Origin of the sequence: Cellulosimicrobium protaetiae (assembly GCF_009708005.2) — a bacterium.
GTDB lineage: Bacteria > Actinomycetota > Actinomycetes > Actinomycetales > Cellulomonadaceae > Cellulosimicrobium > Cellulosimicrobium protaetiae.
Genome location: NZ_CP052757.1, coordinates 1560831 through 1576348, shown reverse-complemented (window position 1 = coordinate 1576348; position 15518 = coordinate 1560831). Strand labels below are relative to the sequence as shown.

At 74.3% G+C, this 15518-nt stretch carries 14 protein-coding genes; 4 read left to right on the top strand and 10 right to left on the bottom strand.

Going from position 1 to position 15518, the window contains the following annotated elements; translation table 11 throughout:
• Window positions 1-122: 122 nt before the first annotated feature.
• Window positions 123-1388, bottom strand: a complete 1266-nt coding sequence (locus FIC82_RS06730) for a PQQ-dependent sugar dehydrogenase (RefSeq protein ID WP_154798018.1) — start codon at window positions 1386-1388, stop codon at window positions 123-125.
• A 129-nt stretch (window positions 1389-1517) separates the two neighbouring features.
• On the opposite strand from FIC82_RS06730, the gene FIC82_RS06725 reads away from it, so the two are divergent.
• On the top strand, window positions 1518-1952 hold the full coding sequence (locus FIC82_RS06725) for a phage holin family protein (protein WP_154798017.1): 435 nt from the start codon (window positions 1518-1520) through the stop codon (window positions 1950-1952).
• A gap of 130 nt (window positions 1953-2082) precedes the next feature.
• Window positions 2083-2892 carry an SDR family oxidoreductase gene (locus tag FIC82_RS06720; RefSeq protein ID WP_154798016.1) on the top strand — a complete coding sequence of 270 codons (810 nt, stop codon included), beginning with the start codon at window positions 2083-2085 and terminating at the stop codon, window positions 2890-2892.
• On the opposite strand, the gene FIC82_RS06715 is transcribed toward FIC82_RS06720, so the two are convergent.
• The 6 genes from FIC82_RS06715 to FIC82_RS06690 all read right to left on the bottom strand — a co-directional run bounded on the left by FIC82_RS06715 (window position 2876) and on the right by FIC82_RS06690 (window position 8714).
• The gene (locus FIC82_RS06715) at window positions 2876-4060 is read right to left on the bottom strand and encodes an aminotransferase class I/II-fold pyridoxal phosphate-dependent enzyme (protein WP_154798015.1); all 1185 of its coding nucleotides are present in this window, start codon (window positions 4058-4060) and stop codon (window positions 2876-2878) included. The genes FIC82_RS06720 and FIC82_RS06715 overlap by 17 nt on opposite strands.
• 175 nt (window positions 4061-4235) lie before the next feature.
• On the bottom strand, window positions 4236-4688 hold the full coding sequence (locus tag FIC82_RS06710) for a MarR family transcriptional regulator (RefSeq protein WP_154798014.1): 453 nt from the start codon (window positions 4686-4688) through the stop codon (window positions 4236-4238).
• Between the two features lie 109 nt (window positions 4689-4797).
• The gene (locus tag FIC82_RS06705) at window positions 4798-5424 is read right to left on the bottom strand and encodes a ScbR family autoregulator-binding transcription factor (protein ID WP_154798013.1); all 627 of its coding nucleotides are present in this window, start codon (window positions 5422-5424) and stop codon (window positions 4798-4800) included.
• A 73-nt stretch (window positions 5425-5497) separates the two neighbouring features.
• Window positions 5498-6178, bottom strand: coding sequence for an ATP-binding cassette domain-containing protein (locus tag FIC82_RS06700; RefSeq protein ID WP_154798012.1), 681 nt, complete (start codon window positions 6176-6178; stop codon window positions 5498-5500).
• Between the two features lie 2 nt (window positions 6179-6180).
• Window positions 6181-8238 (bottom strand): hypothetical protein, encoded by a 2058-nt coding sequence (locus FIC82_RS06695; RefSeq protein ID WP_154798011.1) that lies wholly within the window; start codon window positions 8236-8238, stop codon window positions 6181-6183.
• Window positions 8239-8333: 95 nt separating this feature from the next.
• On the bottom strand, window positions 8334-8714 hold the full coding sequence (locus tag FIC82_RS06690) for a lactococcin 972 family bacteriocin (RefSeq protein WP_154798010.1): 381 nt from the start codon (window positions 8712-8714) through the stop codon (window positions 8334-8336).
• 131 nt (window positions 8715-8845) lie between these two features.
• Here FIC82_RS06690 and FIC82_RS06685 point away from each other — a divergent pair, with 131 nt between their 5' ends.
• Window positions 8846-9445: an isochorismatase family protein gene (locus tag FIC82_RS06685; RefSeq protein ID WP_154798009.1), complete on the top strand. Its 600-nt coding sequence runs from the start codon at window positions 8846-8848 to the stop codon at window positions 9443-9445.
• 67 nt (window positions 9446-9512) lie between these two features.
• Here the strand turns inward: FIC82_RS06685 and rsmI are convergent, their stop codons facing one another.
• On the bottom strand, window positions 9513-10403 hold the full coding sequence (gene rsmI / locus FIC82_RS06680; protein WP_154798008.1) for a 16S rRNA (cytidine(1402)-2'-O)-methyltransferase: 891 nt from the start codon (window positions 10401-10403) through the stop codon (window positions 9513-9515).
• A gap of 34 nt (window positions 10404-10437) precedes the next feature.
• Between rsmI and FIC82_RS06675 the strand changes: the two genes are divergently transcribed.
• A complete protein-coding gene (locus FIC82_RS06675; RefSeq protein WP_154798007.1) occupies window positions 10438-12186 on the top strand; it encodes a dolichyl-phosphate-mannose--protein mannosyltransferase in 1749 nt (582 codons plus the stop codon).
• Between the two features lie 4 nt (window positions 12187-12190).
• On the opposite strand, the gene FIC82_RS06670 is transcribed toward FIC82_RS06675, so the two are convergent.
• Window positions 12191-13687: a family 20 glycosylhydrolase gene (locus FIC82_RS06670; RefSeq protein WP_154798006.1), complete on the bottom strand. Its 1497-nt coding sequence runs from the start codon at window positions 13685-13687 to the stop codon at window positions 12191-12193.
• A gap of 99 nt (window positions 13688-13786) precedes the next feature.
• A complete protein-coding gene (locus FIC82_RS06665; protein WP_154798005.1) occupies window positions 13787-15415 on the bottom strand; it encodes a hypothetical protein in 1629 nt (542 codons plus the stop codon).
• Between the last annotated feature and the right edge of the window lie 103 nt (window positions 15416-15518).

Genomic DNA, 15518 nt, shown 5'->3' with positions numbered 1-15518 from the left:
AGACCGCGCCTCACGGCCGGCCATTACACCTGTACCCGGTGAGCGGCAACGCGAGACACTCGACCGTAACCGATTCGTTATCGTGCTCCAAACCGACTGGTCAGCGGCAGAGACGCGACGGCTCACCCCGTCGGCGTCACCACGACCCGGAGCAGCCGGTCGTCGCCGTCGCGCGGGTCCCCCCGCCCGTCCGTGTTGTTGGTCAGCACGTAGAGCACCGCGCTCCCGTCGTCCCCGAGCGGCGTCGCCGGGTCGACCAGCACCGCGCGCAGCCGCCCCCGGTCGGTGAGCACCGCCTGGGGCGCGCCGAACGCGTCCGCCGACGCCCCGCCGTCGGGCGACGCGAACGGCACGCGCCACAGCGTCTCGCCGCGCAGGCCCGCGAGATAGGCGCCCTCCCGCGTGACGGCCAGACCGCTCGGGGACGCGTCCGACGTCGACCACGTCACCACCGGGTCGACGAACCCGGCGCCCGCGCCGCCCACGCCCTCGACGTCGGGCCAGCCGTAGTTCCCGCCCGGCACGACGACGTTGAGCTCGTCGAACGTCTCCTGCCCGAACTCCGACGCGAGCATCCGGCCCGTCACGTCCCACGCGACCCCCTGGACGTTGCGGTGCCCCAGGCTCCACACGGGCGACGCCGGGTCCGGGTTGCCTGGTGCCGGCGCACCGTCGACCGCGACGCGCAGGATCTTGCCGTTCAGCGCACCCGCGTCCTGCGCCGCGCCGCGCTGCTGCGCGTCCCCCGTCGTCACGTGGAGAGAGCCGTCCGGCCCGAACGCGAGCCGTCCGCCGTCGTGCGTCGACGCCGCGGGGATGCCCTGCACGATCGGCGTGAGCGCGGACAGCTCCCGGCCCGCGAGCGTCCCGCGCAGGACCTCGTTGCCGTCCGCGGCGGTGCGGTAGACGAACACCTCCCCCGGCGCGGCGCTCCCGTCGGGCCCGACCGCGACCCCGAGCAGGCCCGACTCGCCCCGTGCGACCGTGCCGTCGCGCAGGTCGTCCGCGCCCGGCCCCGTGACCGGCTCGACGGCGCCCGACGCCGGGTCCACGACGACCAGGCGGCGCTCGTCCCGCAACGAGACCAGCAGGGTCCCGTCCGCGAGCGCCGCCATCCCCCACGGCGCGGGGAGCCCTGTCGCCACCTCGGTCACGTTCACCCGCACCTCGGGCACGACGACGCGACCCGGCTCCGGCGTGGGGGACGACGGCTCCGGCTCGGTGGGCTCGGTGCGCTCCGTCGTCTCGGGCGTGGCCGTCGAGGCCGACGGCACCGGCGAGGGTTCCCCGCCGTCGTCGCCCGTGCACCCGGCCAGCAGCACGGCGGCGGCGACTCCCGCGGCGACGGTGAGCCGCGCACGGCGGGACGACGACCCGTTGGCACGCATGTGCCCATCGTCGCGCGCACGGGCCGCCGCCGCACGAGCCGGTCTCGGCGCGCACGACGGCCGATCCGCGCCACACTGGAGAGAAGGAGGCGGGTCCTCCCGCCTCACCGGCCCACAGGGAGGGGCGCCATGAACCCGAAGGTGCTCAGCTTCGTCGTCGCCGCGGTCGCGTACGGGGTGACGCTCGTCATCGCCAACCTGGTGCTCGAGGGGATGACCATGGGCTGGCTGTGGGGGCTCGTCGCGGTCGCGCTGTTCACCGTGACGATCACCCTCCTGCGCCCGCTCGTGGTGCGGCTCCTCGGCAAGCACGTCCACGGCTGGACCTGGACGCTCGGGATCGTCACCGTGCTCGGCTCGCTGATCGTCACGACCCTGCTCTCGCCGTCGAGCGGGTTCGACATCGACGGGTTCTGGACCTGGGTGTGGGCGACGCTCATCGTCTGGGTCGGGACGGTCGTGTACGACCTCGTCGACGACCGCGCCGTCGCCGCGGCGGGCCGCCAGATCGACGACCGCCGGGGGCGGCACGGCCGGACCCCGCCGACGGCGGCGCCCGCCTGACGCCCGGCTCCTCAGGACCTCCGGCCCGACGCAGCGGCCCTTCGGCGGCCACGCACGCGCCCGCGGCCAGGCACGCTGGTACCGGGGTCTCCTCCGAGGGCCGGAGGACCCGGCGAGGAGGTCGGTACGCATGTCGCGGACGTACGTGGTCACGGGTTCGGCGTCGGGAGTCGGTGCGTCCACCGCCGCGCTGCTGCGCGGCCGGGGAGACCGCGTGGTCGGTGTCGACCTGCGCGACGCCGAGGTCGAGGCCGACCTGAGCACCCCCGACGGCCGGGCGGCCGCCGTCGACCGCGTCACGACGCTCACCGACGGCCGCGTCGACGGGGTTGTCGCGTGCGCGGGTATCGCCGCCCCGGTGCCGAAGACCGTCGCCGTGAACTTCTTCGGCGTAACGCGGCTCCTCGCCGCGCTGCTCCCGGCGCTCGAGCGGTCGGACGCGCCGCGCGTCGCCGTCGTGTCGTCGATGGCGACCCTGCAGACGGTGTCCGACGAGCTCGTCGCCGCCTGCCTCGCGGACGACGAGGACGCGGCGCTGCGCGTCGCCGCGGCGCTCGCGGACCAGGGGCCCGAGGTCGGCTACCTCAGCTACCCGTCGTCCAAGCGCGCGCTCTCGCGGTGGGTGCGGCGCGAGTGCGTCACCCCGGCGTGGGCGGGTCGGGGGATCCCGCTCAACGCTGTCGCCCCAGGGACGGTGCTCACGCCCATGACGTCCTCGCTGCTCGCGACCCCGGAGTCCGCCGCGATGGTCGACGCCGCCGTCCCGATGCCCCTGCACGGGCACCAGTCGCCCGAGTCGGTCGCGAGCCTGCTGCTCTGGCTCACCGACCCGGCGAACACGCACGTCACCGGGCAGACGATCTACGACGACGGCGGCGCCGACGCCGTGCTGCGCGGGGACGACGTGTGGACGGCGACGACGCCTACGCGAGCCGGGTGAGTCCGCGCTTGAGGCCGCGGATGGCCTGACCGATGCGGTGCTCGTTCTCGATGAGCGCGAACCGGACGAACTCGTCGCCGCCGGGCCCGAACCCGACGCCCGGGGAGACCGCGACGTCGCACTCCTCGACGAGGTGCGTCGCGAACTCGATCGAGCCCATGTCGCGGTAGGGCTCGGGGATGCGGGCCCACGCGAACATGGTGCCGCCGGGCTTGTGGATGTCCCAGCCGATCCGCTGCAGACCGTCGTGGAGGGCGTCGCGTCGCGACTCGTAGACGGACGAGATCTCCTGCGGGAACTCCGTCGCCTCGTTGAGCGTCACGGTCGCGGCGATCTGGATCGGCTGGAACGTGCCGTAGTCGAGGTAGCTCTTGAGCTTGGCGAGCGCCCCGACGACGTCGCGGCGCCCCACGAGGAACGCGACGCGCCAGCCTGCCATGGAGAATGACTTGGTCATCGAGTAGAGCTCGACCGCGACCTCGCGCGCGCCCTCGCACTCCATGATCGACGGCGGCTCGAACCCGTCGAACGTCATGTCCGCGTAGGCGAGGTCGTGCACGAGCACGACGTCCTTGTCCCGCGCCCAGTCGACGAGGCGCTGCAGGTCCTCCTTGGTCGCGACCGTCGTCGTCGGGTTGTGCGGGAACGACAGCACGACGACGCGCGGCTTGGGCCAGCCCAGCTCCCACGCCTCGATGATGCGGTCGATGTACCCCGCGGCGTCGGTCCCGTCGCCGATGGGCACCTGGCGCGCGTCGGCGCCGGCGAAGTACGGGCCCCAGATGTGGATCGGGTAGCTCGGCGTCGGGACGAGCGCGACGTCGCCCGGCTGCAGCAGCACCCACATGAGGTGGCTGAAGCCCTCCTTGGCGCCGATGGTCGAGATGATCTCGGTGTCCGGGTCGAGGCTCACGCCGAACCGGCGCTGGTAGAGGCCCGCGACGGCCTCGCGGAGCTTGGGGATGCCGCGCGACGCGGAGTAGCGGTGGTTGCGCGAGTTCTGCGCGGCCTCGGCGAGCTTGTCGACGGCGATCTGCGGGCTGGGCAGGTCGGGGTTGCCGAACCCGAGGTCCACGACGTCGCGTCCCGCTCGGCGTGCCTCGATCTTGAGCCCGTCGATGATCGTGAAGACGTAGGGCGGCAGACCGGGGATCCGGCGGAACTCCATCGCAGTGCTCCAGCTCTGTGCGGGCGCCCGGGCGCGGGGGTGCGCGCGGGTCGCGGGTCTCGCAGCGTACGCCTGCTGCCCGACGCCCCGTCGTCGCGTCTCGCGCGTGCCGCACCGACCTGTCAGCACGTGGTCGCGCGGGGGCGCGACGAGCCGCTGACGACTCGCAGGAGGCTCAGCCCTGCCGGCCGAGGTTGCGCGCCATGCGCTCGAGCGTCGCGACCGTCTGGGCGTACTCCTCGCGGCTCACGCCCTCGGCGACGCGCTCGCGGGAGAGCGACACGGCGTCGAGCAGGTCGTGGTAGGCGTGGTTGCCCGCCACCGTCACCGCCAGGCCCGCGTCCGACCGGGCGACCCAGCCGCGTCGCACGAGGTCGTCGACCTCCGCGGCCACGGCCGCCGTCGCGCCGGACGCGCCGCCCGTGAACGGCGACAGGACGCCGTCGATCGCCGTCGTCTCACTCACCCCGTCCCGGATGGTGTTGAGCACCTGCCAGTGCCGGCGCGTGAGCCCCGAGTGCTGGAACACACCGTCGAGGTTCTCGTCGATGAGCCGGTCCACGAGCTTGAGCCAGTACCCGATGGGGCGCTCCGGCGGGCCGGGCGGGGGCGACTCCTGGTCGGTCAACGGAACCTCCGGTGCTCGTCGTCGGCGGGTCCGTCCACTCTCGCACCCCGGCCCCACGCCCGCCACGCCGCGCGACCGGTCAGCGCCGCGACGGTCAGCGCTGCGGCGGTCAGCGCCCCGACGTGCCGAGCACGGCCTCCGGATCGCGCGCGACGGCGCGCAGGAGGATCCGCCACATGCCCTCGACCCGGGACGTGAGGTCGTCCAGGTGCGAGAGATGGGTCGACACCTCCTGCACCCCGGCGAACCAGGCGACGACGTGCCACGCCGTCTCGTCGACGTCGACTCCCTCGACCAGCTCGCCGTCCGCCTGCGCCTGGGCGAGGTAGGTCCGCGCCAGGTCGATCCAGCCGACGAACGGGACGGGAAGCTCCGCGTCGATGTTCTCCGCCTCGAGCCGCAACCGGGACGCCGCGCGGAACACCGCGCTCTCCCGGTAGAGGTGCGCCACCTGTCGCGACGACTCGACGAGCGCGACCAGGCCCCGGGTTCCTCGTTCCTCGTGCGCTGCGTGCAACGGGACCCACTGGTCGGCGACGTCCTCGGAGATCGCGCGGGCGAGCTCTGCCTTGGAGGTGAAGTGGAAGAAGATCGTGCCCTTGGTGAGGCCGAGCGCGGTGGAGAGGTCGTTCAGCGACGTCGCGGCATAGCCCCTCGCGGCGAAGTGCTGAGCGGCGACCTCGAGGATCCGCCGTCGGGTCGCTGCCTTCTGCTCGCTTCGGGTCGTCGGGGGCACGGCACCTCTTCACGTCGTCGTCCAGGATCGCTCCCCCCTGCGCCAGGGTACGAGACGACGGCGCCCGCGCGCGTCACGCACCGATCGAGGTCGTGAGCCCTTCCGTGCGTACCCCGTCGAGGTCGACGCGGCGGTCGCACGCCGCGGCCACCTGCTCGGAGTGGGTCGCGACGACGACGGTCGCGCCGCCCTCGGCGAACGACCGGAGCGAGGCGACGACCATGTCGGCGTTGTCGTGGTCGAGCGCGCCGGTCGGCTCGTCGGCGAGGACGACGGACGGCGCCTTGACGACCAGGCGTGCGAGCGCGACCCGCTGCTGCTCCCCTCCGCTGAGCTGGTAGACCGGCTCGCCACCCCGGCCCGCGAGCCCGACCTGCTCGAGCGCGGTGTCGAACGCCGCCCGGCGGCTCGCACGGCCGCGTCCGCGGGCCACGACGGCGAGGTTCTCGTCGATCGACGCGTTGTCGATCAGGGCGTAGTTCTGGAACAGGTAGCCCAGCGCGTCCCGACGGAACTGCCGCGTGCGACGACGCCCGAACCTGGTCAGGTCGGCGCCGTCCACGACGATCCGGCCCGCGGTCACGGGCTCGAGCAGACCGACGCAGTTGAGGAGCGTGGACTTGCCCGACCCGCTGCGGCCCGTGAGCGCGACCATGCTCCCGGGCTCCACGGTGAACGACAGCCCCTCCCACAGCACTCGGCGGCCGAAGGCCTTGCTGAGCTCGTCGACCACGAGGGTCGTCGGTCGGGTCATGGTCAGGCCTCCGAGGATCGGGTACGGACGAGGCGGCGCCCGAGGACGCTGAGCGCGGCCGCGAGCGCGGCGAGGCTCGCCGCGACGACGCCGGCGAGGAGCACCGGTTGCCATGGGCCGAGGACGACGAGCGCCTGCGACGACGTCGCGGCGCCCCCGGGCCGCACGGTGGCGGTGAGACCGACGACCGTGCTCCACGCGGACCACGCCACGACCGCCAGCGCCAGCACGAGCTCGGCCCCCAGCAGACCCCGGTGCGTGCGGACGAAGCCCCACCCGCTGATGGACCGGGCGAAGATCGCCTGGGCGTTCTTGCGCGTGGAGACCTGGGCGACGGCGACGGACGTGGCCAGCAGGACGGCGAGCGCCACCACGGCGTTGAACACGTGGAGCCGGGTGTCGTTCACGAGCGCCGCACGCTCCTGCGCCGCGTCGAGCGCGACCGGCCGGAACGCCATCGCGATCTCCTGCGCGCCGACCGAGGTCAACCCGGCACGCGCCGTCTCGGCGTCGTCGACCACCACGCCCTGCCCGGTCGCGAGCGACGTGTACGTGTCGGGGTCGAGGACCCCGGACCCACCGTTCACGACGACGGCGACGGCGTCGCGCAGCAGGGGAGGCTGGTTCGGTCGCGACGCTCCCCCGTACGTGAACAGCTCCTGACCCGGCGCGAGGACGCGCGTGCGGATCTCGACGCCCTGGACGCCCCGGGAGACCCCGTCGGTCCAGGTCCGCACGTCGTCGGCGATCGACGCCGCGGCGTCGGCGTAACGGCTCGGGACGAGCACGGTCACCACGTCCTGAGGAAGGTCGACGATCCGCGCTCCCTCGACGTCCCGCACGTCCTGCTGCGCGAGGTAGGCGTTGTTGACGAGCAACGACTCGTGCCGTCCGGGCAGCCCCTGACCCCAGACGACCTCCTCCTGCGCGGCGAGGGCGATCTCCCCGTCGGCCTCCGCCGCGAGCATCCACTCGCCCGCGGGCACGGCGAGCGCGTCGAACTCCTCCTGGGAGAGGTTGGGTGAGAACAGGACGTGCACGGCTGTGCCCGCGGCCGCCCAGCGTTCGCTCGCCTCGGCCTGCGCGACGAGCTGGACGCCTGCGACACCTGCCCCCACCACGGCGGCGATCGCGACGAGCAGTGCCGGTAGGCGCACCAGGTACACGGCGACACCGGTCGCCCGCGCCGGCAGCCTGCCCTTCAACGCCTCCAGGACGGGGCGCTCGGCCGCGAGCGCGAGTGCCAGCGCGTGCGTGCCGAGCGCGAGAAGGACGAAGGCCGCGGTCAGGATCGCCGTGGCGGCGGCGAACGCGGGCCACTGCGCTCCGCCGTTGTACACGGCCAGCAGGACGGCGTCCGCGATCGCGACGGCGACGAGCGTCGCGAGGAGCGACGGGAGTGCCCGGCGCAGGTCCCGGGCGAGGACACGTCCCGGCGCCACGCCGTGCAGCCGTTGGACCGCGTAGCCGCGGACGTTCGTGAGCACGCTCGCGGCCACGACCACGACCACGAGGAGTGCGGCCACGAGCGCGCTCAGGGCCAGGGGCTGCGTGACGAGCCACCCCATGATCTGCGGGGGTGCGTAGTAGGCCCGCGTCTCGACCGTGTACCCCTGGGCACGCAGCGCCTGGGCGAGGACGGGGGTCGCCGCCGCCTCGCCGAACGTGAAGTAGTGCCCCCGCGGGTCCATGTCCGCGCGCTCCGCCAGGGGGTGCACGCTCGTGCGCACGTCCTGGCTGAACGACGGGTAGCCGTCCTCCAGCCACGACCCGGACGCGAGCTGCGGGTCGCCGACCGCGAGGAACAGGTGCCGGGCTCCTGCCGGGTCGTCGAGGTCCTCGACGAAGCGCACGACGTTCACGTCGTGCTGCGCGGCGACGTGCTCGATCGTCGCGATCGTCTCGGCGCTCGGCACGCTCGGGGCGGAGCCGCTCACGTGCACGATGTCCGTCGCGCCGAGCGGCCCGAGGTCGTCCATCGCCCGCAGGAACACGAACGCCGCGAGCGACGCGTACACGGCCAGGATCGCGTAGGCGAGCCGGATCCCTCGACTCCTCATGCTCGTCCCCTCCTCTCGAGCGCCGGCCCGACGCGCCGCACCCACCGGGCCGGGTGCTCGTGAGCGCCCGGCCCGGTGTCATGCGGTTCCCGTGATCAGCAGTAGCGCCAGTACGCCTTGTCGACCCGGAACGGGTTGCTGTCCCAGGCGCTGGAGTACGACCAGGTGCCGCGAGACCGGCAGGGCGAACGGTCCAGACCGTCGTCGCCGGTGACGCTCGAGCCGTGCGAGCGCGAGCCGTGGTAGTAGTCCGACCAGTTGTAGCTCGCGGTCAGGCTCGTGACGCCGTAGTCCCATGTCCCGCCACCGGCCGAGACCCGGGTCGCGTACGCCGCCGTCGCACCGGCCGCGACGATCCCGACGCTCAGCGCCGCACCGATGAACGCCCGGCGGACTCGACCGCGTCGCGGGCGGCGCGTCTCCCCCGGTACGACCTCGGCGTGTGCGACACGGACGTCGCTCGTCATGACTGACATGTGTCTCTCCTCTCGTCATCGTGAGGCGAGGCTGTTGCCCCCCGCGGGGACCCTACTGATAGACCGGTCGGTCAGTCAACGACGGCAGCCCGACCCGGCGTCACCCGTACCCGCCATGGGAGGGTGGGTCCATGAGCGAGAACACTCCCGCGGTGCGCCGCGCGCTGATCGTCGTCGACGTCCAGCCCACGTTCTGCGAGGGCGGGGAGCTGGGGGTCGAGGGCGGGAACGCGGTCGCGCAGCGCATCGCCGACCACGCGCGCGACCACCGCGACGCCTACGACCTCGTCGTCACGACCCAGGACTGGCACGTGGACCCGGGAGAGCACTGGAGCCCCGAGCCGGACTTCGTCGACACGTGGCCGCCGCACGGGATCGCGGGCAGCCCGAACGCCGAGCTCCACCCCGCGCTCGCCGGCCTCGCGCCCGACGCCGGCGTGAAGAAGGGCGAGTACCAGGCGGCATACTCCGGCTTCGAGGGGGTCGACGTCGGTGGCCGGCCGCTGGCCGACCTCCTGCGCGACGCCGGGATCGAGGCGGTCGACGTCGTCGGCATCGCCGAGTCCCACTGCGTGCGCGCGACGGCGCTCGACGCCCACGCGCTCGGCCTCGCCACCCGGGTGCTGACCGACCTCACCGTGCCGGTCACGCCCGAGCTCGGTGCCGCGGCGCGCGAGGAGCTCGCGGCGGCGGGTGTCGCGCTGGAGCCGAGCACCGCCGTCGGGCGCTGACCCCGCGAGCCGTCGGCGGGTGGGGGCGGTCGGGCGCCCTCCTGCGGACGGCCCGGGAGCGAGCAGGTCAGCGCTTGCGCGCCTCCAGCGTCGCCGCGTAGAGGTCGCGCTTCGCGACGCCCGCGTCCTGGGCGACGTCCGCGACGACCTCCTTGAGCCGTTCCCCGCCGTCGACGCGCGCGAGGACGTGCGGCACGAGCTCGGCGAGCGGCACGGGACCGCGCGGCGGCGCCCCGCCGACGACGACGCAGATCTCCCCGCGGAGCTGCTCGTCGGCGGCGCGCTCCGCGAGCTCGGCGAGGGGGCCGCGCAGCACCTCCTCGTACGTCTTGGTGAGCTCGCGCGCGACGGCGGCGGCCCGGTCCGCGCCGAACGCCTCGGCCATCGCGGCGAGCGTCTCCGCCACCCGGTGGGGCGCCTCGAAGAACACGAGCGTGCGCGGCTCGTCGGCGAGCGCGGCGAGCGCGCGCGACCGGTCGCCGGCCTTGCGCGGCAGGAACCCCTCGAAGCAGAAGCGGTCCGTCGGGAGCCCGGAGAGCGCGAGGGCGGTGAGCACCGCGCTCGGCCCCGGCGCCGTCGTGACCGGGACGCCGCGCTCGACGGCGCGTGCCACGACGCGGAACCCGGGGTCGGACACGCTCGGCATCCCCGCGTCCGAGACGACGAGCACCGTCCCACCCCCGTCGACGATGTCGAGCAGGTCGTCCGCGCGGTCGGACTCGTTGTGCTCGTGGAAGCTGAGGACCCGCCCGCCGACCTGCACGCCCAGGCGGCCCGCGAGCGCGTGCAGGCGGCGCGTGTCCTCCGCCGCGACGACGTCGGCCTCCGCGAGCAGGCGCCGCAGCCGCGGGCTCGCGTCCTCCGCGTTGCCGATGGGGGTGCCGCCCAGCACCAGGTGCCCGGCCTCCCGCGGGGTCGTGGGCCGGTCGGCGTCGGGCGCGTCGGTCGAGGAGGACATGGCTCCCAGGGTTCCACACGGACGTGCCCCTACGATGGCCTGCGTGTCCCAGCCGCCCGCCGACGCGCACCCCGGGCCTCTCCCCGCGACCGGCGTCTCCGACGACCCCGCCGTCGACCCTCCGCGACCGTCGGACGACGAGCCCGGCGCCGGGCCCGACGAGGCTCCGGCCGGCGGCACCGCGGACGGCCGGGACGACTCGCCCGACCTGACCCACCGCGAGCGCCTCCTGCTCGCGCTGCTCGGGCCCCGCCGTCTGGCCCTCGGCGCGACCGCGCACGACCGCCTGTGGGGGTGGCTCGGGGTCGCGATCGTCGCCGCCGTCGCGGCGGTGCTGCGGCTGTGGAACCTCGGCCGCCCGGGCACGCTGGTGTTCGACGAGACGTACTACGTCAAGCAGGCGTGGACGCTGCTGCAGGTCGGGTACGAGGCCGACTGGCCCGAGGAGCCGAACCCGGCGTTCGAGGCCGGAGACGTGAACTCGTTCCTCCCGACGGCCGACTACGTGGTCCACCCCCCGCTCGGCAAGTGGATGATCGCGCTGGGGATGAGGTTCTTCGGTGGCGCGGAGAACCCGTGGTCGTGGCGCATCGCCTCCGCGGTCGTCGGGGTGGTCGCCGTCGTGCTCGTGGCGCGGATCGCGCGGCGCCTCTTCTCCTCCACCGCGATGGGGATCGTCGCGGGCGCGCTCATGGCCGTCGACGGCGAGGCGATCGTGCACTCCCGCACCGGCCTTCTCGACAACATGCTCATGATCTGGGTGCTCGTCGCGTTCGGGTGCCTGCTCCTCGACCGCGAGCAGGCACGACGCCGCCTCGCCGACCGCTGCGGGGCGATCCTCGACGCGGGCGGGGCGATCGGGCGCTACGGGCCCGGCCTCGGGTGGCGGTGGTGGCGGTTCGCCGCGGCCGTCGCGCTGGGTCTCGCGTGCGGGGTCAAGTGGTCGGGGCTGTACTTCCTCGCGGTCTTCGCCGTCGTGTCGGTGCTGTGGGACGCGACGGCGCGGCGCACCGCGGGCGTCGGGCGCTGGTGGGAGGACGCGCTCGTGCGCGACGCGATCCCGGCCGCGCTCGTCATGCTCCCGACGGCGGCGCTCGCCTACCTCGGCGCGTGGACGTCGTGGTTCCGCACCCCCGGCGCGTACATGCGCCAGTGGGCGGTCGAGCACCCCGGGGAGGGCGTCCAGTGGCTCCCGCCCGGCCTACGGTCCCTGTGGGAGTACCACCTCAAGATGTGGGACTTCCACAACGGGCTCACGTCCGAGCACACGTACGAGGCGCACCCGCTCGGGTGGATCCTCCAGTGGCGGCCCACGTCGTTCTACTGGCGCTCCTACGACCCCGGCGAGGCCGGGTGCGAGGTGGAGCGGTGCGCCCGCGCGATCACGTCGATCGGCAACCCCGTGCTCTGGTGGACGGCGGCGCTCGCGATCCTCGTCGCGCTGTACGCGCTCGTCCGGCTCAAGGACTGGCGGGCGCTCGCCGTGCTGAGCGGGATCGTCGCCGGGTGGGGGCCGTGGTTCCTCTACGCCGAGCGGACCATCTTCACGTTCTACTCGATCGTGTTCACCCCGTGGGTCGTGCTCACGCTGGTCTACGCGATGACGCTCGCGCTCGAACGCACCGAGCGTCGCGAGACCGCGCGGGCACGCGTGCGCGTCGGGATCACGGTGCTGCTCACGACGATCGGTGCCGTCAGCGTGTTCTTCTACCCGATCTGGACCGCCTGGCAGGTGCCGTACTGGTTCTGGCGCATGCACATGTGGCTGCCGACCTGGATCTGACGCGTCACCAGTCGACCTGCTCGGACGCGTGGAACGCGACCCCGGCGCGTCGCCACGCGTGGGCCTCGCGGGCGACGCGCCGACGGTAGTCGTCCCAGTCCTTGCGCGCGGGGGCCGTCCACGCGACCTCGGCCGCCGCGCTCAGGCGCGGCAGCAGCATGGTGAACAGCGCGTCGAGCGTGGGGATGTTCTCGGTCCAGACGGCGGCCTCGACACCCTCGATCGTGTCGGCCGGCAGACCCGGCACGACCTCCTCCGGCTCCCAGTCGTACGCGTCGCGGACCTCGACGAGACCGGCCCAGTCCTGGCCGAGGGCGGGGTCGAAGTCGGCCGTGTACCGCATGTCGAGGTACACGCGGTTCGCGGGCGACAGGATGACGCGGGCCCCGGCCTTCGCGGCGTCGACGAGGTACGTGAGGTCCATCGGGTGCGTGTCCCAGTACTGCACGAGCGTGCCCGGGCGCAGCGGCGCCTTCGCCGCCTCCTGCCACGCGACCGGCTTCTTGCCGGCCTCGACCACGAGTCGCTCGCACAGCTCGACGAACCGCGCGTACTCCGCGGGCTCCATCTTCAGCACCTCGTCACCGCCGAGGTGCACGTGCTCGCCGTCGGTCGCGTGCGCGAGGTCGGTGAACACGTCGCGCAGGAACGGCTCGGTCGCGGGCAGGTCGAACGTGAGGCGGGAGAACCCGACCTCGGTCCCGGTGTACGCGTCGGTCGGGACGCCGTCGGGCATGAGGTCGCCGTACACGTGCGTCGCGGCGTTGATGTGACCGGGGACGTCGATCTCCGGCACGACGCGCACGAACCGCTCCGCCGCGTGGTCCTGCAGCGCACGGAAGTCCGCGAGCGACAGGTGCCCGCCCTTCCCGCCGGTCGTGTCGCTGCCGGACGAGAGCTTCGCGAGCTCGGGGCGCGACGGCGACTCGATGCGCCAGCCCTGGTCGTCCGTGAGGTGCAGGTGGAGCACGTTGAGCTTGTACGCGGCGGCGACGTCGATCACGGCGCGCAGCGCGTCGAGGCCGAAGAAGGTCCGCGCGAGGTCGACGGACAGCCCGCGCCAGGGGTACCGGGGGGCGTCGTGGACGACGACGTGGGGCGCCCGCGCGGACGCGTCACCCGCGTCGGGCGTCTCGAGGATCTGCCGCAGCGTCTGCACCGCGTGGAACAGGCCGGCGGGCTCCGCCGCGGTCGCGGTGACGCCCGCGTCGTCGACGACGAGGCTGTACCGCTCGGGGCTCGTGGAGCCCTCCGGTCCGGCCTGCTCGTCGATGCGCAGGACGACGGGCGTCGGCGTCCCGGGCGCGGAGGACCCTCCGCCGGACGTGAGGTCGTCGTGCGTCGCGGTCACGCCCTCGACGCCGCTCAGCAGCGCAGCGGTCAGGTCACCGAGCCACGGGGCGGCGTGCTCGATCCCGAGCACGGTCACCTCCAGAGCGGCGGCGGGCACGTGGCCCGTGCCGGGCTCGACCTGCAGGGGCTGGGGGATGACCGAGAGCATCGGGAACCTCGTCGTCTGGTGCGGTGGATCGAATCGATTCGGCTTTGCGAGCGACCCACCCTAACCCGCACGTGGAGGAGCGGCCAAGTGCCCCGGGGACTACGGCGAGGGAGCGACGTACCGCGGGCTCGGGTCGAGCGAGAGCACGCCCTCGACGTCGCGGGCCGGGTCGGAGGACCCGGTGGTCCACCCGCCGACCATCCCGTCCGGGAGGCCGTCGAGCAGGAGACCCCAGTCCCGCACCCGCGCGGCGTACCCGTCACCGGACGTGGAGCGCAGGACCACGGCGGCCTCGCCCGCACCCAGGTCCAGCGCCGCGGCGTCCCGGACCGCGTCCGCGTCCGGACGCTGCACCACGACCAGCTTCTGCGGGAGGGCCCCCTCCCGCACGACCTCGCCGACCGCGTCGATCGCCGCGCCGAGCTCGGCGGCGTCGACCGTCCCGGCGGGCGACCCGTCCGTCGGCCTGCGCGCGTCGACGTCGAGGGCGACACCGACGGTCGGGCGCGCGAGGACGTCCGCGTACTCGGTCACCTGCTCGTCGAACGTCGCGCGGCCCGGCTCGAGCCGCAGCACGACCAGCACGCCCGCCTCCGCCGCGGCGTCCACGAGCGGCAGGAGCTCCACGGACGGGATCTCCGTCGAGTAGTCCCGGTCGCTCCCGGCGCTCGTCGACGCCCGGGTCGCCGGGACCTCGAGCACCGGGACCACGGTCTCCTCCGGCACGGCCTCCGCGTACGAGGCGGCCGCGTCCTGCGCCCGGGAGACCGCCTCCGACGCCGCGCGCTCACCCACCGCGACGAGACTCGACGTCACGGCGTCCGCCTCCACCGCCACGTAGCGCACGCCGTCCGCGAGGACGAGCTGCGACCCGCTCGGGAGCAGGGTGCCCTCCTCGGCGGTGCGCAGCCGCCACGCGAGGTCGTCCGCGGCACCGAAGCTCTCCCCGATCCCGACGACGGCGAGCGCCTTCGCCGCGGCGAGCGCGTCGACGACCTCCGCCGAGGCACGCGGGTCGCCCTGCGGCACCTCGAGCGGCACCGCGCCCGCCGCCCGGGCGGTCGCGATCGCCGCCGCCTGCGGCCCGCCGGGAGTGTCCAGGCCTCCGGGCTCCGTGAGCGCGAGGACCTCCGTCAGGGTCTCCGGCTCGCCGCGCTCGGGGAGCGCGGCCCGGACCTCGTCGAGGTCGTGCGGGTCGATCGTCCCGTCGGAGCCCAGGGCACCGACGTCGAGCAGGACTCGTTCGACGCCGTCGACGTCGCCCACCGTGGCCCGCACGGGGCCCTCGCCGGTGTCCTCCTGCCCCGGGGGAGCGTCCGCCTCGCCGACCTCGACGACGGCCACGACGCCCAGGCGCGCGAGCTCGGTGCGCAGGCCGCCGTCGGAGATCGCCCCGCCGACCAGCAGGACGGGAGCCGCGAGCTCGACGGCGGCGGCCGCCGCGGTGGCGCGCGCCGCCTCGTCGTCCGCGACGGCGAGGACGACGACCGGCGCGGACGTGAAGAACGCCTGGCTGCTCGTGAGCGCGAGCTCCGCCGGGTCGGTCGAGTCGAGGACGAGGACGCTGTCGCTCGGCTCGGCGGCACGGGCGACGAGCCCGGTCTCGCCCGACGACGGCCCGTCGGCCTTCGCGCTCTCGGCGGCGCACCCGCCCAGCACGGCACCGGCGCCGAGGGTGAGGACTACCGGTAGTGCGACAGGGACGAATCGGACCTTCCGAGATTTCACGACCCCATCATCGCGCACCGCGTGCGTGCCGCCGACCCTCGGATGTGAGGGAGTCGTGACGGTCGGCCCGTCGGGTGGACGGGCCCGCGCCGGCAGACCCCGT

Coding starts and splice junctions, on each gene's coding strand:
- FIC82_RS06730 (WP_154798018.1), bottom strand. CDS start 1,388: ATGCGTGCCAACGGGTCGTCGTCCCGCCGTGCGCGGCTCACCGTCGCC.
- FIC82_RS06725 (WP_154798017.1), top strand. CDS start 1,518: ATGAACCCGAAGGTGCTCAGCTTCGTCGTCGCCGCGGTCGCGTACGGG.
- FIC82_RS06720 (WP_154798016.1), top strand. CDS start 2,083: ATGTCGCGGACGTACGTGGTCACGGGTTCGGCGTCGGGAGTCGGTGCG.
- FIC82_RS06715 (WP_154798015.1), bottom strand. CDS start 4,060: ATGGAGTTCCGCCGGATCCCCGGTCTGCCGCCCTACGTCTTCACGATC.
- FIC82_RS06700 (WP_154798012.1), bottom strand. CDS start 6,178: ATGACCCGACCGACGACCCTCGTGGTCGACGAGCTCAGCAAGGCCTTC.
- FIC82_RS06695 (WP_154798011.1), bottom strand. CDS start 8,238: ATGAGGAGTCGAGGGATCCGGCTCGCCTACGCGATCCTGGCCGTGTAC.
- FIC82_RS06690 (WP_154798010.1), bottom strand. CDS start 8,714: ATGTCAGTCATGACGAGCGACGTCCGTGTCGCACACGCCGAGGTCGTA.
- FIC82_RS06685 (WP_154798009.1), top strand. CDS start 8,846: ATGAGCGAGAACACTCCCGCGGTGCGCCGCGCGCTGATCGTCGTCGAC.
- rsmI (WP_154798008.1), bottom strand. CDS start 10,403: ATGTCCTCCTCGACCGACGCGCCCGACGCCGACCGGCCCACGACCCCG.
- FIC82_RS06675 (WP_154798007.1), top strand. CDS start 10,438: ATGGCCTGCGTGTCCCAGCCGCCCGCCGACGCGCACCCCGGGCCTCTC.
- FIC82_RS06670 (WP_154798006.1), bottom strand. CDS start 13,687: ATGCTCTCGGTCATCCCCCAGCCCCTGCAGGTCGAGCCCGGCACGGGC.